The sequence below is a fragment of the Brevundimonas sp. Root1423 genome, from assembly GCF_001426805.1.
Genome location: NZ_LMFL01000010.1, coordinates 35242 through 51765 on the forward strand (window position 1 = coordinate 35242; position 16524 = coordinate 51765).

At 70.5% G+C, this 16524-nt stretch carries 20 protein-coding genes and 3 pseudogenes; 11 read left to right on the forward strand and 12 right to left on the reverse strand.

Going from position 1 to position 16524, the window contains the following annotated elements; translation table 11 throughout:
* On the reverse strand, nt 1-651 hold the full coding sequence (locus tag ASD25_RS06520; protein ID WP_055827042.1) for a glutathione S-transferase family protein: 651 nt from the start codon (nt 649-651) through the stop codon (nt 1-3).
* 47 nt (nt 652-698) lie between these two features.
* Here ASD25_RS06520 and ASD25_RS06525 point away from each other — a divergent pair, with 47 nt between their 5' ends.
* Nucleotides 699-1589, forward strand: a complete 891-nt coding sequence (locus ASD25_RS06525; protein WP_055827040.1) for an alpha/beta fold hydrolase — start codon at nt 699-701, stop codon at nt 1587-1589.
* Here the strand turns inward: ASD25_RS06525 and maiA are convergent.
* Nucleotides 1586-2218, reverse strand: a complete 633-nt coding sequence (gene maiA, locus ASD25_RS06530; protein ID WP_055827037.1) for a maleylacetoacetate isomerase — start codon at nt 2216-2218, stop codon at nt 1586-1588. The genes ASD25_RS06525 and maiA overlap by 4 nt on opposite strands.
* Nucleotides 2215-2868, reverse strand: a complete 654-nt coding sequence (locus ASD25_RS06535) for a fumarylacetoacetate hydrolase family protein (protein ID WP_055827034.1) — start codon at nt 2866-2868, stop codon at nt 2215-2217. Before ASD25_RS06535 ends, maiA begins: the two co-directional genes overlap by 4 nt.
* Before the next feature lie 136 nt (nt 2869-3004).
* On the opposite strand from ASD25_RS06535, the gene ASD25_RS06540 reads away from it, so the two are divergent.
* The 3 genes from ASD25_RS06540 (at nt 3005) to ASD25_RS29215 (ending at nt 4040) form a co-directional block, all read left to right on the forward strand.
* A complete protein-coding gene (locus ASD25_RS06540; RefSeq protein WP_055827031.1) occupies nt 3005-3385 on the forward strand; it encodes a DUF883 family protein in 381 nt (126 codons plus the stop codon).
* Nucleotides 3385-3789: a hypothetical protein gene (locus ASD25_RS06545; RefSeq protein ID WP_055827028.1), complete on the forward strand. Its 405-nt coding sequence runs from the start codon at nt 3385-3387 to the stop codon at nt 3787-3789. The genes ASD25_RS06540 and ASD25_RS06545 overlap by 1 nt, the downstream gene beginning before the upstream one ends.
* 86 nt (nt 3790-3875) lie before the next feature.
* Entirely contained in the window at nt 3876-4040 is a 165-nt protein-coding gene (locus ASD25_RS29215) for a DUF1328 family protein (RefSeq protein WP_082559993.1), read from the forward strand.
* A 41-nt stretch (nt 4041-4081) separates the two neighbouring features.
* Here ASD25_RS29215 and ASD25_RS06550 read toward each other — a convergent pair whose 3' ends face one another.
* From ASD25_RS06550 to ASD25_RS06560, 3 genes are read right to left on the reverse strand one after another with little or no spacing between them, the layout of a single operon-like run.
* Nucleotides 4082-4933, reverse strand: coding sequence for a metallophosphoesterase (locus ASD25_RS06550; protein ID WP_055827026.1), 852 nt, complete (start codon nt 4931-4933; stop codon nt 4082-4084).
* On the reverse strand, nt 4933-5904 hold the full coding sequence (locus tag ASD25_RS06555) for a diacylglycerol kinase family protein (protein ID WP_055827023.1): 972 nt from the start codon (nt 5902-5904) through the stop codon (nt 4933-4935). Before ASD25_RS06555 ends, ASD25_RS06550 begins: the two co-directional genes overlap by 1 nt.
* 55 nt (nt 5905-5959) lie before the next feature.
* Nucleotides 5960-6301 carry a hypothetical protein gene (locus ASD25_RS06560; protein WP_055827020.1) on the reverse strand — a complete coding sequence of 114 codons (342 nt, stop codon included), beginning with the start codon at nt 6299-6301 and terminating at the stop codon, nt 5960-5962.
* Between the two features lie 159 nt (nt 6302-6460).
* Between ASD25_RS06560 and ASD25_RS06565 the strand changes: the two genes are divergently transcribed.
* From ASD25_RS06565 to ASD25_RS06580, 4 genes are all read left to right on the forward strand, one after another.
* Complete coding sequence (locus ASD25_RS06565) at nt 6461-6802, forward strand: glycine zipper domain-containing protein (RefSeq protein ID WP_055827017.1); 342 nt, start codon at nt 6461-6463, stop codon at nt 6800-6802.
* A gap of 80 nt (nt 6803-6882) precedes the next feature.
* Nucleotides 6883-7329 carry an OmpA family protein gene (locus ASD25_RS06570; protein WP_055827014.1) on the forward strand — a complete coding sequence of 149 codons (447 nt, stop codon included), beginning with the start codon at nt 6883-6885 and terminating at the stop codon, nt 7327-7329.
* 211 nt (nt 7330-7540) lie between these two features.
* Entirely contained in the window at nt 7541-9589 is a 2049-nt protein-coding gene (locus tag ASD25_RS06575; RefSeq protein WP_082560065.1) for a protein-disulfide reductase DsbD, read from the forward strand.
* 150 nt (nt 9590-9739) lie between these two features.
* On the forward strand, nt 9740-10330 hold the full coding sequence (locus ASD25_RS06580) for a superoxide dismutase (RefSeq protein ID WP_200943562.1): 591 nt from the start codon (nt 9740-9742) through the stop codon (nt 10328-10330).
* A 122-nt stretch (nt 10331-10452) separates the two neighbouring features.
* On the opposite strand, the gene ASD25_RS06585 is transcribed toward ASD25_RS06580, so the two are convergent.
* Nucleotides 10453-10827 (reverse strand): hypothetical protein, encoded by a 375-nt coding sequence (locus ASD25_RS06585; RefSeq protein ID WP_156376874.1) that lies wholly within the window; start codon nt 10825-10827, stop codon nt 10453-10455.
* A 216-nt stretch (nt 10828-11043) separates the two neighbouring features.
* Nucleotides 11044-11298, reverse strand: a complete 255-nt coding sequence (locus tag ASD25_RS06590) for a GlsB/YeaQ/YmgE family stress response membrane protein (RefSeq protein WP_055827007.1) — start codon at nt 11296-11298, stop codon at nt 11044-11046.
* A 185-nt stretch (nt 11299-11483) separates the two neighbouring features.
* Between ASD25_RS06590 and ASD25_RS06595 the strand changes: the two are divergent.
* Together ASD25_RS06595 and hisN are read left to right on the forward strand one after the other, a co-directional pair.
* A pseudogene (locus tag ASD25_RS06595) lies at nt 11484-11845 on the forward strand (helix-turn-helix domain-containing protein).
* Between the two features lie 97 nt (nt 11846-11942).
* Nucleotides 11943-12728 (forward strand): histidinol-phosphatase, encoded by a 786-nt coding sequence (gene hisN / locus ASD25_RS06600; protein WP_055827002.1) that lies wholly within the window; start codon nt 11943-11945, stop codon nt 12726-12728.
* Nucleotides 12729-12767: 39 nt separating this feature from the next.
* On the opposite strand, the gene ASD25_RS06605 is transcribed toward hisN, so the two are convergent.
* The 4 genes and pseudogenes from ASD25_RS06605 to ASD25_RS06615 form a co-directional block, all read right to left on the reverse strand.
* On the reverse strand, nt 12768-13796 hold the full coding sequence (locus tag ASD25_RS06605; RefSeq protein ID WP_055826999.1) for an alpha/beta fold hydrolase: 1029 nt from the start codon (nt 13794-13796) through the stop codon (nt 12768-12770).
* A pseudogene (locus ASD25_RS31720) lies at nt 13793-14020 on the reverse strand (methyltransferase); the annotation flags it as partial. The pseudogene ASD25_RS31720 and the gene ASD25_RS06605, both read right to left, overlap by 4 nt.
* A 1-nt stretch (nt 14021) precedes the next feature.
* A pseudogene (locus ASD25_RS33100) lies at nt 14022-14805 on the reverse strand (class I SAM-dependent methyltransferase); the annotation flags it as partial.
* A 104-nt stretch (nt 14806-14909) separates the two neighbouring features.
* Nucleotides 14910-15737 (reverse strand): class I SAM-dependent methyltransferase, encoded by an 828-nt coding sequence (locus tag ASD25_RS06615; protein WP_055826993.1) that lies wholly within the window; start codon nt 15735-15737, stop codon nt 14910-14912.
* A 254-nt stretch (nt 15738-15991) separates the two neighbouring features.
* Here ASD25_RS06615 and ASD25_RS06620 point away from each other — a divergent pair, with 254 nt between their 5' ends.
* Nucleotides 15992-16456, forward strand: coding sequence for an Hsp20 family protein (locus ASD25_RS06620; protein WP_055826991.1), 465 nt, complete (start codon nt 15992-15994; stop codon nt 16454-16456).
* Nucleotides 16457-16524 lie beyond the last annotated feature (68 nt).

A 16524-nucleotide genomic window follows, 5' to 3' on the forward strand; every position in this document is an offset into this window, starting at 1 on the left:
TCAGCCCTTCGCATTCGCCGCCGCGATCAGGGCGTCGTCGATCTCGCGCGCCCGCACCGCCGCCTCGCGCCCGGACAGCCGGCCCGCATAGGCCTTGAAGGCGTCGCGCTCGGGCAGGGATTTGAACTGCAGGCCCCAGCCGATCTGGCTGCCCAGATAGACGTCCAGCGCGCTGAACCGGTCGCCCAGGAGCCAGGGTCCGCCGCTGCCGGTCACCGCGGATTCGAGCGCATCGACGACCTGTTCGAAACTGCCGTAGCCGGCCATGGCGGCCTTGTCGGCCGGGGCCAACAGGTTCAGCGCCCTGGCGGTCACAGCCGCCTCGAGGGGGCCGGCGCCGAAGAACATCCAGCGCAGATAGGTCCCCCGCGCCGGGTCGTCGAGTGCCGGAGCCAGGCCGGCTTCGGGAAAGGCGTCGGCGAGGTAGGTGCAGACGGCGGCGCATTCGGTCACCGTGACCCCGCGATGGGTGATGGCCGGAACCTTGCCCATCGGGTTGATGGCCAGATACTCGGGGGCCTTCATCGTCGTGCCGTAATCCAGAACCACGGTGCGGTAGGGGCGGCCGACCTCCTCCAGCATCCAGCGCGCGATACGGCCGCGCGACATGGGGTTGGTGTAGAAGACGATTTCGTCGGACGGCTGGCTCATTGTGACCTCCCTTGCGTTTCTCACGGCAGGCTAGACTCAAAGACGGCATGGAACAAAGACGAAACATATTGATCGGGTTGGCGGCGGGAACCGTGGCGCTGGGCGCCGGCCCCGGCGCCTGGGCGCAGACCGCGTTCCGGTCGTCGCGCATCACCGTGACGACGCGCGGGCGAGGCCCCGATGTGATCCTGATTCCCGGCCTGGCCTCGACCGCAGACGTGTGGCGCGGTCTGGCGAGCCAGCTGGAGGGCCGACGGCGGCTGCATCTGGTCTCGGTGCGCGGCTTCGGCGATCTCGCGGCCCAGGCCAACGCCGACGGATCGGTCATGCCGGGCGTGGCCAATGAGGTGCGCCGCTACATGGCTGAACAGCGGCTGGACCGGCCCGCGATCATCGGCCATTCGATGGGCGGTCAGGTCGGCATCCGGGTCGCCGCCGACTCCGCCGGCCGCGTCGGCCGGGTGATGGCGGTGGACTCATCGCCCTTCTTCGCCGCCCTGATCAGTCCGGGAGCGACGGTCGGCGACGTCGAGCCGATCGCCCAGCTGGCCTTTCAGGCGATCCAGTTCCTCGGCGACGAGGCGCTGAGGACGCGGGGCCGGTCCATGGGCCTGGAGCTGGGCGGAGCCGCCGACGCGGTGTTCGGATCAATGGGCTGGCAGGGCGGCGATCGCCGGGTGCTGGCCCAGTCCCTGTACGAGGTCATGACCGTCGACCTGCGCCGCCGCCTGCCCGACATCACGGCGCCGGTGACGGTGGTCTACGGCTGGAGCGCCGACCAGAACTCGCCGCGCGCCCGCGCCGACAGTCTGTTCCGCGGCGCCTATGCGCGCCTGCGCCGGCCCGCCACCTTCGAACGGATCGAAGGGGCCGAGCATATGGTGATGATCGACCAGCCGCGGCGGTTCCTGGCGGCGGTGGAGCGGTTCCTGGCCTAATCTGCGTCGGGCTGGACGTCCGGGTGGGCGGCGGCGAAGGCGGGGTGGCGTTTCGCCGTTTCGTCGATAGCCAGCAGCCTCGGGAAGGCGTCGAGGGGGACGTTGAAGCGCCGGGCCGAATAGATCTGCGGGATGAGGTAGCAGTCGGCCAGGGTCGGGGCGTCGGCGAAACACCAGCCCCCGCCATGCCGTCCGACGAGCGCCTCCAGCGCCGTGAAGCCGGGGACGATCCAGCGCGCGGCCCAGGCGTCGACGGCGGCCTGATCGGCGCCGAAGGTCTCGCGCAGGGCCTTGCCGACCCGCAGATTGTTGAGCGGATGAATGTCGCAGCCGATCAGGGCGGCCATGGCGCGAACGTGAGCGCGGTCGACAGGGCCCATGGGCAGCAGCGGCGGCCGCGGATGGGTTTCCTCCAGCCATTCGAGAATGGCGGGGCTCTGGGTCAGGACGGCGCCGTCCACCTCCAGCGCGGGGACCATGCCCTGCGGGTTGAGAGTGACGAAGGCGTCGGACCTGTGAGCGCCGGTGCGCAGGTCCACGCCCTGCTGATCATAGCTCAGGCCCTTGAGATTCAGGGCGATGCGGGCGCGATACGCCGCGCCCGAGCGCCAGTATCCGTGCAGGATCATCGCGGCCTCAGGGTGAAGACGAGGGGCTGGAGGCCGCCGATCGAGGCCTCGACCCGGTCGCCGGGCTGAAGCGGTCCGACGCCCTCGGGCGTGCCGGTGAAGATCAGGTCGCCGGGCCGGATATCCCAGAGGGTGCGCGCCTTGGCGAGGATTTCATCGGGATTCCAGACCATGTCGTCCAGCGCGCCCGACTGGCGGACCTCGCCATTGACGGACAGGGCGATAACGGCGGCGGGGTCCGGCAGGGCGCCGAGGCTGATCGGGCCGCAGGGGGCGGACTGGTCGAAGCCCTTGGCGGCGTCCCAGGGACGCCCCTTCTCCTTGGCGGCGGCCTGGAGGTCGCGGCGGGTCAGGTCGCAGCCGACGGCCCAGCCGGCGATCGCCCCGTCCGCGCCGACCGCGCAGACCAGTTCGACCTCGTGGTGCAGGTTGGCCGTCGCCATCGGAAACACCGGGTCGCCGCCGTCGGCGACCACGGCGTCGGCCGGCTTGGTGAAGAAGAAGGGCTCGGCGCGATCATGGCCCATTTCCCGGGCATGGGCCGCGTAGTTCTGGCCCACGCAGAGGATGCGCCGCACGGGGAAGCGCTGCGCGCTCCCGAGGATCGGCAGGGACGGGGTCGGAGCGGGGTCAAACAGCCAGTCGGTCATGAGCGCCTGTCTATGCCGGGATGCGGCGCTTCGCCACCCGTCGGAAATGGTGCGATGCGGAACCGGCGCCGCGCGGTGGCGTTTCCGCTCTGAATTCTCTATTTAACAGCCAAGCTTGAACACCGGAGCGCGCATCATGGCCACGACCAAGGCGGCACGAGCTGCCGTAAAGAACGACCTCAACACCCTGAAGGACGACCTGAAGGTCCTCGGCGCCGAGGAAAAGGCGCGTCTGCGCGAGAAGGCGGCGACCGCGGAAACGCGCGTGCGCGCCAAGGCCGCCGAGGCCGAAGCCCGCCTGCGTGAACAGTCCGAGGTCATGCGCGAGCGGGCCCGCGGCTATTACGACACCGCCCGCGTGCGCGGCCAGGAATACTATGACGAGGCGCAGGAGCGTCTGGACGAAGCCCAGCGCTACATCACCGAGCGGGTCCAGGAGCGCCCCGTGCAGTCGACCGCCATCGCGCTCGGCGTCGGCGTCGTGCTCGGCCTGCTGCTCGCCGGTCGTCGCCGCTGATGTTCGGCGGGGGGCTGGCCAGGGGTCTGGTCAAGAAAGCCGTCGCGGCTTCGGTCGTGGCGGGGGCCGCCCTGGTGGCGGTCATGGCGCTGGGGGCGACGATCTTCTTCGCCCTGCTGCTGGTGCTCGTGCCGCTGGCCGCCGCGGCGACCACCTTCCTTCTGTTCGCGATCGTCGCCATCGTCGTCGCCCTGGTCCTGGTGAACCGGTCAGAGACCGAGGAGGACTTTGAAGACGAACCCTCCGGTCTGGGCGCCCGCGCCTACAGCCTGTTCCGCCAACGCCCCATCCTGGGCACGGTGGCGGCCCTGGCCGGCGGATGGATCTTCCTCAGGAATCCGGCCCTCGCCACCATGGTCGCGGCCGCCTTCACCGAAAAGCCGCACCGGTCACGTCGGCGCTGAATCGGAACGGCGCCGGTTCCGGAACGTTGGTCCGTCAGGCGCGGCGGTTGTCGCTCCTTGGATCAACCGCTCTGGAGGAACCGCTGATGCTTCGTTGGGCTCTCATCTTTCTCGTTCTGGCGCTGGTCGCCGGCGCCCTCGGCGCCGGGGGCGTGGCCGGTCTGTCGATGAACATCGCCTATGTGCTGTTCGTCGTCTTCATCATCCTGCTGATCGTGCATTTCGTCACGGGCAGGGGACGCCGGATCTAGACCGGCTCAAACCCCGGACAGACGGACGAGGCCGCGGTCGCTCAGACCGCGGCCTTTTCCTTTGCGCCCGCGACGTTCGGGTTGGGCGCCGTGGCCGTCCTGAGGGTGTCCTGACGGCGCGGAAGCTTCCAGGTCTGGCTCGGTTCGAACCGCTGGCCGTCCCAGCCGACAGCGGTCACCGTGATGTGGTCCGCGTCCCATTCGATCTGGTTGAAGCTGGGCGGCGCGCCCCGCTCGCGATGTGACAGCGTCCCGCAGCCGACAGCGTAGGAGCAGTGGTCGCCCAGACTGATCGGCAGGGCGAAGGGCACATGAACGTGGCCGGTGGCGATGATGTCGACCCCGGCCTCGGCGAAGATCTGGGCGGCGCGGTCGCCGCGTTTGACGTCGCCGGTCATCGGCGTGCCGATCATTTCGACGAGGGGGTGGTGGCAGGCGAGGACGCGCAGTGCGCCCACCGGCGCCTGACGCAGGGCCTCGGCCGCCTTGCGCGTCTGCATCAGGTCGATCACCCCCTTGGACCAGTTGGTCCGGGCCTGCCAGCCGCGCGCGGTCACCACGCCCCGCACCATCACCGTGGGACTGAGGAACTGGTGGTCGTGGGCCGGATGGCCCGTGGCCTTCTCGAACGCCTTCCACGGGTAGAACAGGCGGGCGAAAAGGCTCCAGTAGGGGACGTCGTGGTTGCCGACGATTACGAACTGCGGGTCTGGCATCTGATTGATCCAGCGGCCCGCGGCCTCGAACTCGTCGGGGAAACCCTGCTGGGTGATGTCGCCGGTGATCAGGACCAGGTCGGGGGAATTGGCGTGCGCATATTCCAGCGCGGCGGCGCAGGCATGCTTGTGCTCCACGCCGAAATGGATGTCCGAGAACTGGAGAATCCGCCCCACTAGACGCTATCCTCGGCCGCGGGGGGATTGGGAGCCAGCGCCTGAAACGCCTTGCGGATGAATTTCACCCTGGCCTCGTGGGACAGCAGGATGGGTTCGCCGTCGATCACGGCGGGAATGCGCGAACGCGCGCGGACGGTGGCGCGCTGGATCGCCCGGGTGGTCACCGCCGGGTCCTGACGCCAGTCGCTGAACACGGCGTGGGCGGCCAGGCGAAAGGCCTGGGCGGCGTCCGACGGATTCATCGCCGCGGCTTCGAGACCGGTGTTCTCGTCCATCGCCCGGGAGATCATCGGACTGATCAGGACCAGGGCTTCGGCCCGCCGGGCGACCTTGCCGTCGAGAGAGTAGCGAAGCCGGCCCGAGAAGGCGCGGCGCAGCGCGCGGCGGGCGTACATCCACGCCAGACGCATCTGGCCGTCGCGGACGGCCTCGCGCGCCGGAGCCCACAGGGCCGGCGATCCGAGAATGGCGGCGCAATAGAAGGCCTGGGTCGTCCGGCCGTCGGAAACCTCGCCGCCGGCGACGCACTGCGGCGCGCCTTCCTCGAGCGCCAGCCGGAGGGCCGCCTTCCAGTCAGCGGTCCCGTACAGCGCCTTGGGCAGCATGTTCATCGTCCCGCCCGGCAAGGGCGCGATCAGGGGGCCGTCCGGCCCCGCGCGCGAGGCGATGGTCCCGGCGGTGCCGTCTCCCGCCAGGACGAACAGCACGTCCGGCCGCGCGTCCAGCGCCGCCTGGACCTGGGAGTCGAACGCGCCGGACTCCAGGGAGACGACAGACGCGTCGCAGGCGTAGTCGGCCAGAATGGCTTCCGCCTCCCCGACCGCGCCGGAGCCGACGCCGCCCGCGGCGGGATTGACCAGCATGATGACCCGCCCCAGCACTGTGTGGGGTGTCAGCACGCGTGGTTCGACGGCCGCGTCTTCAGGCGCGGCCGTCGGATCAACGGTCGGGGTCAGGCTTTCAGTCATGCCGCCCGAACGCCCCGGTGAGGGCGATGTTCCGGCGCCTTCGCCCCCGGTGAAGCTATTGCTTCTTCAGCTCGTCAGAAGCGGCCGCCGCGCCGGCCTGGGCGGCGTCGCCCGCCTTTTCGGCGGCCGCTACGGTGGCGTCGGCGGCCTGGTCGGCGGCCTCGGGCGCCTTGCCCTTCACCGTGGCGACGCCCTGGGCGATCCAGCCGTCCATGACGGCTCCGCCCTCGGCCAGCGAACGCTCCTTGACGCCGAGCACCGCCGTCAGCACCCCGAACAACGCCAGCAGCGTCACGATCAGTCCGATAAGCGGATTGCCGGAGCGGCGTTTCGAGCGCGCCCACACCGGACTGTGCTCGCCATCGTCCGCCATGCGGACCGGTTCAGAAAAACGCATACAAGACCCCCGTCTCTACCCATGAAGCATCGGCCGCCGCGTCTGGCGCGGCGCCGCCCGAACCTGACACAGGCCCGTCCCCCATCATAGCGGGGGAACCGCCACGCTTATCCAGCGTTCTCACCGCAGGGGCGAACCCAAGGGATGAAGGACATACCCATGAACAAGGCAATCATCGCGATCGCGGCTTCGGGCCTGCTGGCCAGCGCCTGCGCAAGCGACGGCTACGGCGGCGTCAATGAGACGACCCGTCAGGGCGCGATCGGCGCGGGCCTCGGCGCGGTCGCCGGCGCCATCATCGGCAACAACGTCGGCAGCGGCAACGCCGGGACCGGCGCGGCCATCGGCGCCGTCGTCGGCGGCGCGGCGGGCGCCATCCGCGGTTCGCAGCAGGACCGCGCCAATCAGCAGCGTTATCGGGACAGCTCGAACCGGTACTACTACTGCTACGACGGCCGTCAGGACGAATGCTACTGGGAGAACGGCCAGCGCCGCTACTAGGCGTCGGCTTTTCGCTTGAACATCGGGGCGGTTCGTCGGCTGGCGGGCCGCCCTTTTCACGGGTCGGTGGAGGGCTGGATATGAAGCGATCGATTGTGCTGCTGGGCCTGGCGGTGGCCGTCTCCGGCTGCGCCGTGGGCGGATTCAGGCACCGAAGCGACCTGGTCGCGGAGCCTTCGGCCTGCGCGACCAAACGGTTCGAGGTGTATTTCGCCGATGGCGAGGCGCGGCTGACGGAGCCGGCGCGGCAGGCCATCGGCATGACGGCGGCCCAGTTGCAGAGCTGCGAGATTCGCAAGGTGCAGGTCCTTGGCCTGTCCGACGCCCGCGGCGGCGGGGCGGCCAACCAGAGCCTGTCGGAGCGCCGCGCCATTGCGGTGGCCGAGGCCCTGACGGCGGCCGGCTGGCCGGCGCCGGCGTTCGATGTCGAGGCGGTCGGCGACACGGGCGCCGTGGCCGAGACCGGCGTGCGCGAGCCCATGCGGCGGCGCACCGAGGTGCTGATCGAGGCCGTCCCGCGCAGCTGAGGCGACGCGCCGCTGCGACGGACGGTGACGCGGCGGGGTCGGGACGGCTAAGGTCGCGCCGACGCCTCGTGGAGCCCGTGTGTCCCTGCTCACCCGAATCCTGACCGCCGCCCTGCTGTGGCTGGCCGCCGGCGCCGCCGTCGCCCAGCCCGCACGCACCTCCGCGCCGGGGCCGCAGCGCACCGAACGGATCGAGGCCGAACTGGTCCCGATGTCGGCCTGGGCCGCGCCCGGCTCGACCGCCGTGGTGGCCGTCAGACAGATCATCAAGCCCGGCTGGCACACCTACTGGCGAAATCCCGGCGATTCCGGCGGGGCGACGACCCTGACGTGGACGACGCCGCAGGGCGTGAAGGCGGGTGAGATCGTCTGGCCCCTGCCCGAGCGCCAGCGGCTGTCGGGCCTGATGAACTATGGCTATTCCGGCGAGGTCTATCTGCCCGTTCCGGTCGATGTCCCCGCCACGGCGCGGGCGGGGACCCCTGTGCCGCTGACGGTCAAGGCGCTGTTCTTCGTCTGCAGCGCCGAGATGTGCGTCCCGGAAGAACTGATCCTGAACCTCGACCTGCCGGTGCGCGAGGGCGCCGCGCCGCTGGACCCGCGCCACGGAGCGGCGATCACCCGCGTGCTGGAGACCGCGCCCCGGCCGGCCGGGATCGAGGCCCGCATCGCCCTTGAGGACGGCGTCCTGGTGCTGAGCGCGGTCGGCGGACCGTTGGCGGGCCGCGATCCGGGCCCGAGCTATTTCTTCCCCTTCGAGGGCGGCGTCATCGGCCATCCGGCCGCCCAGACCGGCGGCTGGGGGCCGCAGGGACTGACGCTGCGGCTGCAGCCGGGCGGGGCGACGCGGTCGGACGGCCTGGCGGGGCCGGTGGCGGGCGTGCTGGCCACGGCCCACGGGGCGTTCGAGATCGCCGCCGTGCCCGGGGCGGCGCTGCCCGGCAGCGACGGATCGGGCGATCTGGCCGCGGCGCCGGATGGCGGCGCGGCGGCGGCGGCCGCTGAAGGGACCGGCCCGACGGTCTTCGCCCGGGCCGTGCTGTTCGCGCTTCTGGGCGGGCTGATCCTGAACCTGATGCCCTGCGTCTTCCCCATTCTGGCGATGAAGGCGGCGGCGCTGGCGGCCTCGGCGCATGACCCGCGGCACGCGCGGCGCGACGGACTGGCCTTCCTGGCCGGGGTGCTGACGACCTTCCTGCTGCTGGCGGGCGTGCTGCTGGCGCTGCGGGCCGCGGGCGAGGCCGTGGGCTGGGGCTTCCAGCTGCAGTCGCCGCCGGTGACGGCGGGGCTGGCCCTGCTGATGCTCGCCGTGGCCCTCAACCTGTCCAGCGTCTTCCACGTCGGCGCCGGACTGCAGGGCGCCGGCTCGGGCCCGCTGGCGCGTCTGCCGGGCGGGGTTGGCGCCTTCTTCACCGGGGCGCTGGCCGTGGTGGTGGCGGCCCCCTGCACCGCCCCCTTCATGGCCTTCGCCCTTGGGGCGGCGCTGCTGATGCCGTGGCCGATGGCGCTGATGGTGTTTCTCGGGCTCGGGCTGGGACTGGCCCTGCCCTATGTGGCCGTCAGCCTGAGCCCCGGTCTGCTGGCCCGCCTGCCGCGGCCCGGACCTTGGATGGAGCGGCTGAAGGGCCTGCTGGCCTTCCCCCTGTATGCGACGGCCCTGTGGCTGGCCTGGGTGTTCGGCCGCCAGGCGGGAGCGGACGCCCTGGGCCTGCTGTTCGCGGCCGGCGTGCTGCTGGCGCTGGGCCTCTGGCTGATCGGCGGGGCGCAGGCCGAGCGGATGGCCGGGCGCCGCGGCGTGCTGCAACTGACGGCTGGCGCGACAGCCCTATTGCTGGCCGCCGGAACCGGGTGGCTGGCGGCCGTCCTGCCCGCGGAGAGTCCGGTCGCCGAACCCGGCGAAGGCCTGGCCGGGCCCCGGGCCGCGCCTTGGTCGCCCTCCGCCGTCAAGGCCGCCCTGGCCGAGGGCCGGCCGGTGCTGGTCAATTTCACCGCCGACTGGTGCGTGACCTGCAAGATCAACGAACGAACGTCGCTGACCTCGCCCGGCGTCGCCGCGGCCATGGCGCGGACCAGGGCCGTCTATCTGGTGGGCGACTGGACGCGACGGGACGACGCCATCACCGCCGAACTGCAGCGTCACGGCCGCTCCGGCGTGCCCCTGTATCTGCTGTATTCGCCCGGATCGGCCGAGCCGCGCATCCTGCCGCAGCTGTTGACCGAGGGGGTGGTCGTCGAGGCCCTGACGCACGCCGAAGAGTGACCCGGTACGCCATGTGGCGCTCCGGAAGCCGGAATCGGCCAATCCGGGCAGGGCCAAGGTCATTTCGGGGCGGACGAAACAAGGCGTCATCCGCTGTGTTAGCCAGTCGGTGCGAGCCCCTCCCCGCTCGCTTTGACCAAGGCAGACATCATGCGAAAGACCGCGCTCCTCACTGGCGTCGCCGGCCTGTTCCTCATGACCGCTCCCGCGTTCGCCCAGGACAGCACGGCCCCGCAAACCCCGGCCCCGGCCGCCGAACAGGCCGCCCCCGCGCCGACGCAGAACCTGACCCTTCAGCCCGGATCCGACGTCAAGGGTTCCGACGGCGCGCTGCTGGGCAAGCTTGAAGGCGCCCGCAATACGGAATCCGGCCAGGAGCTGACCGTGCGCGGCGCCGATGGCGAGCTGCGCGGCGTTCCGGTGTCCGGCGGCGTGCGCCAGGACGGCGCCGGCGTCGCCGTGGGCTGGACCAGCGCCCAGTTCGCCGCCGCCGCCGCGATCGAGGATGCGGCGACGCCGGTCGACGAACCGGCCGCCGAACCGACTGAAGAGGCTGCATCCGAGCCGGCGACGCCGGCGACCCCCGCTACCCCGGCGACGCCGGCGAACCCGGGCGTGACGCCCGCCACGCCGGCCACTCCGGCCACCCCCGCGACGCCGGCCAGCCCGGATCATTCGGGTCACCACGGCGCCACGCCGGCCCCCGGCGAAGGCCAGAAGCCGAACAAGCCCGGCGCCTGATCCCGGGATCGAGGCAAGAAAAAAGGGCGGCTCCGCACGGAGCCGCCCTTCGTCGTTTCGGATGGGTCAGAGGCGGGCGAAAGCCAAACTCCTGTTGGGCGTCGCCCTGCGCGGTTTCCAGATCAAATCCTGTGCACGCTCATGGGAAGAAGAGCCTTGGCCTCGGCCACGCTGCGCGCCACCAGGTGTCGGCGTCGAAGGAAGGTGCGGGCCATGAGGGCGCACCGGTCGTAGGTCGCAGGGTCGTGGCTGATGAAGATCGTGTAGCTCTGCTGGCTCGTCACGGCGTTAAACGCGGCCGAGATGCTTTCGATCTCTTCCGGCGTCGCCTGTGCGTGCGGATTGCGTATGTCGATGATCCAGTCCCAACTGCCGAGGACGGGACGCTGGTCGGTCAGCTGCAGCACCGTCTCGGCGACCGTACTGGTCTGGGGCTCCGGGAGAACGGTGACCCAGGCCCGGCAAAGGCCCTCGTCCAATTTGACCTGAATAGACATGGGCTGAGACTGAAGCGAAGCGAGCAAAAAAGGGGTTAACGTTCAAGACGCTAAGTCGACATCGCTTGAGCGCGCCGGAGATTCCTCCTCACCCGCACCGTGATCGCCGAAAGGGTCGAGTCGACGCAGGACCGACGGCGTCTCCCGCCGTCTCGCCATGGAAAAAGGGCGGCTCCGGAGGGAGCCGCCCTTCGTCATTTCAGACCGGCGAAGCGCCTAGGTGCGACGCTTGACCAGGCCGACGAGGAACAACAGCAGGCAGGCGCCGAGGAAGGCGACCAGCAGCGTGATCAGATTGAAGCCGCCGACCGGAATACCCAGCAGATTGCCGGCGATGAAACCGCCCAGCAGGGCGCCGACGACGCCGACGATCAGGTTGGTCACCAGGCCGTGGCTGCGGCCCATAACTTTTTCAGCGAGCCAGCCGGCGACGATGCCGATGACGATCCAGCCAATGATACCCAAGCCCATGTTGTCTCTCCCTTGAAGCCCAATGCTCTGTCGCCGTAATGCGCGTGAAGCGTAACGGTTGCGGAACCCCACACAGAACATTGCTCACCGACTCTCTCCCGTCAGGCGAGCGCGGCACGGTGCTTGCCGCGTGAAGGGCGAGCCGTCCCGCTTCGGGACAGCCTGCCAATACGGGGAATAGGGCCATGGCCACCGACATCGACCTGCACTTGGGACGCCGCCTGCGCCGCCGCCGGCGCCTGCTGGGCCTGACGCAACAACAGCTGGCCAACCAGGTCGGCATCCGCTTCCAGCAGATCCAGAAATACGCATCTCGGCCGCCCGCCTGTGGCAGCTGTCCGAGGCGCTGGAATCGCCGGTCAGCTATTTCTACGACGGTCTGGAAGAGGCCATCGAACGCCGCGAGGTCGCCAACCAGGGCGGCGAGATGTTTTCCCGCAAGGAAACGCTCGACCTGATCCAGGCCTACTATCAGCTGGACGAGAAGCCGCGCCGGCGCCTGCTGGACCTGGCCAAGTCCCTGCACGTCGAGGCCGACGCCGCATAGGGGTCAGGGACCTGGGATTAGGGATTAGCGGGCGAGGAGCAGTATTTGCGTTGAGTGGCTTGACTAACACCTAGCCCCTGACACCTAACCCCTCCCCATGACCGAGTACGAACTGTTCGCCGTCGAGCTGGCCCGCGAGGCCGCGCGCGTCTCCCTGCCGTATTTCCGGGGCGACTATGCGCAGTCCGACAAGGGCGGAGCGGGCGCCTTCGATCCGGTCACCGAGGCCGACCAGGAGGCCGAGGCCGCGCTGCGCCGGCTGATCGCCGCCCGCTATCCCGACCACGGCGTGATCGGGGAAGAGTATGGCGAGGACCGGCCGGACGCCGACCATGTGTGGATTCTCGACCCCATCGACGGCACCCGCGCCTTCATCGCCGGCCTGCCACTGTGGACCAATCTGATCGCCCTTCGGGCCGGGGGGCGGCCCGCCGTCGGCGTGATCGCCCAGCCCTATCTGGACGAGATCTTCCTCGGCGGCCCCTCCGGCGCGCGCCTATTGCGGGGCGATACGGAGACGGCGCTGGCCGTCCGGCCCTGCCCGCGGCTGAACGACGCCCTGATCGCCACCACCGATCCCGACCTGTTCACCGGCGCGGAGCTGGGGGCCTGGACCCAGGTCCGGGCCGCCGCGCGTCTGGCCCGGCTGGGCTGCGACGCCTACGCCTACGCCATGCTGGCGGCGGGCCGGATCGATCTGGTGGCCGAAAGCGCGCTGAAGGTCTGGGACTGGTCGGCGCTGGTCCCGGTCATCGAGGCGGCCGGCGGCGCGGTCAGCAACTGGCGCGGCGAGGCGCCGGACGGGTCCGGGCAGATCCTCGCGGTCGGGGACGTGGGCATCCGCGAGCAGGCGCTGGTGACGCTGCGAAGGGCGGCGGTATAGGCCGTTAAATCCTCCCCCGAACGGGGAGGATTTGGAGCCTCAGGCCGCTTCGATCGGCTCCTTCGCCGGCAGCGGCGACAGGTCCTCGACCGGCGAGACATAGGCGGCCATGGCGTCGAACTCGTCGAGGAAGACCGCGCGCTTGTCGTCGGTCTCCATGATGACCTCGTGCTTCGCCCCCGGAATCTCGACGTAGCGGCCGCGGCCCAGCCGTTTGGCGGCCCATTTGTTGGTCTGTTTCCAGACGCGGTCGTCCTCGGCGGCCTGGACGATGGCGACCGGGACGGACACCGCCTTCAGGGCCCTGGGCTTGAGCGCGCGTTCGCCGGCGTCGAGGCCCACGGCCAGCCAGCCCCAGGTCGGGCCGCCGACGGCCAGATGCGGGCAGGCGTACAGCTGTTGCCGCCACTGTTCGTAGCGGCTCTCGTCGGTCGTCAGGGCGTCCTTTTCGAAGGTGTGGTCGAACGGGTCGTCGGCGTCGTCCAGCACATAGTCGCCGGCCTTGCCGTGGCGCAGGTTCCAGCGCACCGCCAGCTTGACCGACCACATCGACCGCTTGCCGGTCCTGATGCGCAGCATGGGGCTGGTCAGCAGGGCGCCGGAAAAACGGCTCTCGCCGCCCTCCAGGCTCATCAGGTTCAGGACGCCGCCCATCGAATGGCCGACCATGATCCAGGGCTTGGGCGCGCGGCCTTCCCAGGCGTCCAGCAGGCGGGCGTAGTCGTCGAGGAATTCCTCCACCGCCCGGGCGTGGCCCTTGAGCCGGTCCGGCAACAGGCGGGCCGAAAGGCCCTGACCGCGCCAGTCATGGGCCAGGACGCACCAGCCGCGGGCGAGGAAATTGCCGATGACCTCGTAGTATTTCTCGATCGGCTCGGTCCGGCCGGGGCTGACGACGACGGTGCCGCGCGGCTTCCTGGCGATGAGGGCCGACGGCGTCCAGAAGGCGGCCCGCAGGCGCAGGCCGCCGGCGCCGCGGAACCATTCGCCCTCGCCCCCCGGAGGCGCGGAGGCGCCCGGAACGCCCATCAGGGGCGCATTGGCGGCGTAGGCGACGGCTCGGTTCACTCTGGCTTCCTGAATCTCAAGGTCATGCGGTCACTCTCTCCGATGCGGTCGTACTTCGACCGGTCGAAGGCCGGGTTCGGCGGCGAACCGCGCGGGGCGGTCAGCGACATCGGCGGCAGGGTCTCGACCCCGAACGGATGATCCTTGGTATCCCTTTCATTCGCGTTGATTTCCGACGCGGCGACGAAGGCGAAGCCCGCTTCCGCCGCCAGCTGTTTGACGAANCGACCCCGAACGGATGATCCTTGGTATCCCTTTCATTCGCGTTGATTTCCGACGCGGCGACGAAGGCGAAGCCCGCTTCCGCCGCCAGCTGTTTGACGAACGCYTCCTGGACGTATCCGTTCGCSGCSGCRGGGTCCTGATCTTCCTCRGGGCCGAGGCGGTGCTGTTCGACCCCCAGGATCCCGCCCGGACGCAGGGCGGCCCAGGCGTCGGCGAAGGCCTTYTCGGCGATGCCGGCGGCCATCCAGGCGTGGATGTTGCGCATGAACAGSACCATGTCGACCGTGCCGGCGGCGGTCACCGGGCCCGAGGTGGGGCCGAAGGCGCTGAGCTCGATCTCGCCGTAGAGGCGCTTGTCGGTGGTGAATCGCTGCTGGAAGGCGGCGGCCAGCTGGACCTGGGACGGGTCGGCGCCGGGGCCGGTCTGGAAGCCGGCGGCGACGTATTTTCCGGCGCCCTCGGCCAGATATGGGGCCAGAATCTCGGTGTACCAGCCGCTGCCGGGCCAGAATTCGACCACCGTCATGCGCGGCTGCAGGCCGAAGAAGCGCAGGGTCTCCATCGGATGGCGGGCGGCGTCGCGCGCCTTGTCCTGGGCGCGCCAGGGACCGGCCACGGCCCACTCGAGCGAGCCCTTGGGCGGGCCGTCGGGCGTCGGCGGCGGCTCGGCGGTCTTTTCCTCGCGGCCGCAGGCGGCCAGACCGGCGACGGCGACCACCGCGACGCCGGACAGCAGGCTGCGGCGCGACAGCGGCCCGTGACGGCGTTCGGTGGATTCAGCCATGCACGCTCCCTGCGGCGCGGCCCCGTCTGATCAGGCGCCGCCCCGGCACGCAGGCCTTAACCGCGTTCCCCGAGCCCGTCAAAAGGGTTCCCGGCATGACGCCGTCAGGCCGGCTTGCGGAACCGCAGCGTCATGCGGTCGCTTTCGCCGATGGCGTCGTACTCGGCCCGCTCGGCCTCGGTCAGGGGGGTGGAACGGTCGTTGGCGTTGCCCTCGCGCGGCGCACTGGTGCGGACGGGCGGCAGGGTCCAGACGCCATAGGGGTGGTCGTGGTCGTCCTTCGGATTGGCGTTCAGCTCGCTGCGGGCGTCGAGCACGAAGCCGGCGGCCTGGGCGGCGTGGATGACATAGCTCTCGGAGACATAGCCGAAGGGGGCCGTCGCGTCGGCGTTCAGACCCTCGGCGCCGCGGTGCTGTTCGACGGCCAGGACGCCGCCCGGCTTCAGCGCCTTGAAGAAGGCGGCCATATAGGGGGCGGTGCGGCCGGCGCGGTGCCAGTTGTGCAGGGCCCGGGCGACCACGACCAGATCCGCCGTCCCGTCCGGCACGCCCATGCTTTCGAGCGGACGGTTGACGGCGACATAGGTCCCGCCGGTGGCCTGGGCGTAAGGCTCCAGGATGTTGCGCCACCAGCCGGCGCGACCCGGCTCGATCTCGACCACGGTCGATCCGGGCGTCAGGCCCCAGAAGGTCAGGGTCTCGAACGGATGGCGGAAGGGGTCGCGGGCGACGTCGGCGGCGGGACGGGCGTCGGAGCCCACGGCGGCCTGGAGGGCGGCGTCTTCCTGAAGGACCGGAGGCGTCATGGCGGCGCGACGAACGGTGCGCTGGGCCCCCGTCTCATTCAGGGCCGGAAGCGCCGGCAGGGCCTGGGCCGCGGCGATCGACGGCAGGACGAGGGCGGTGGTCACGGCGAGGGCGAGCAGGCGCATGGGTGGCTCCAGAAATGTGCGGGCGAACCCTACGGCGTCTGCGGACGGGAGCAAGCCTCGCGAACGGACGGCGACAGATTGGCGCGGTCTTGACGCCGGACGAACGCTTCCCACATCGCAATCGAGGCCGCCGGTTCCGGGGCCTCCAGACCGGGCGGGGCCGATATCCGGACCGCCGGGGCTGAACTCCCACCGCCGTCCCGGGCCAAATCGCTGGGGCGGTTCAACCTTGCTGATCCTCAGGAGGATGACCCATGCGTACCTATGATTTCACCCCGCTGTACCGTTCCGCCGTCGGCTTCGACCGTCTGGCCGGCCTGCTGGAAAGCGCCGCGCGCACCAGCCAGGAAAACGGCTGGCCGCCCTACAACATCGAGACGACGGGCGAGAACGCCTATCGCATCGAGCTGGCGGTGGCCGGGTTCAAGCCCGACGAGCTGACCCTCGAGGTCAAGGAGAACCTGCTGACCGTCACCGGCCGCAAGACGGCCAATGACGACGCGGCCGGACGGACCTATCTGCATCGCGGCCTGGCCGAGCGCGACTTCGAGCGCCGGTTCCAGCTGGCCGACTATGTGGTGGTGAAGGGCGCCGACCTGGCCGACGGCCTGCTGTCGATCGAACTGGCCCGCGAGCTGCCGGAGGCCCTCAAGCCCCGCCAGATCGAGATCAACACCGGCCAGCGCCTGATCGAGGGCAAGAAGTCCAAAGCCGCCTGACGCCTCAGGAAGCGCGAAGCGCGGCAGGAAGACTGGAGAGGGCGGCGTTCGCGCCGCCCTTTTTTCGT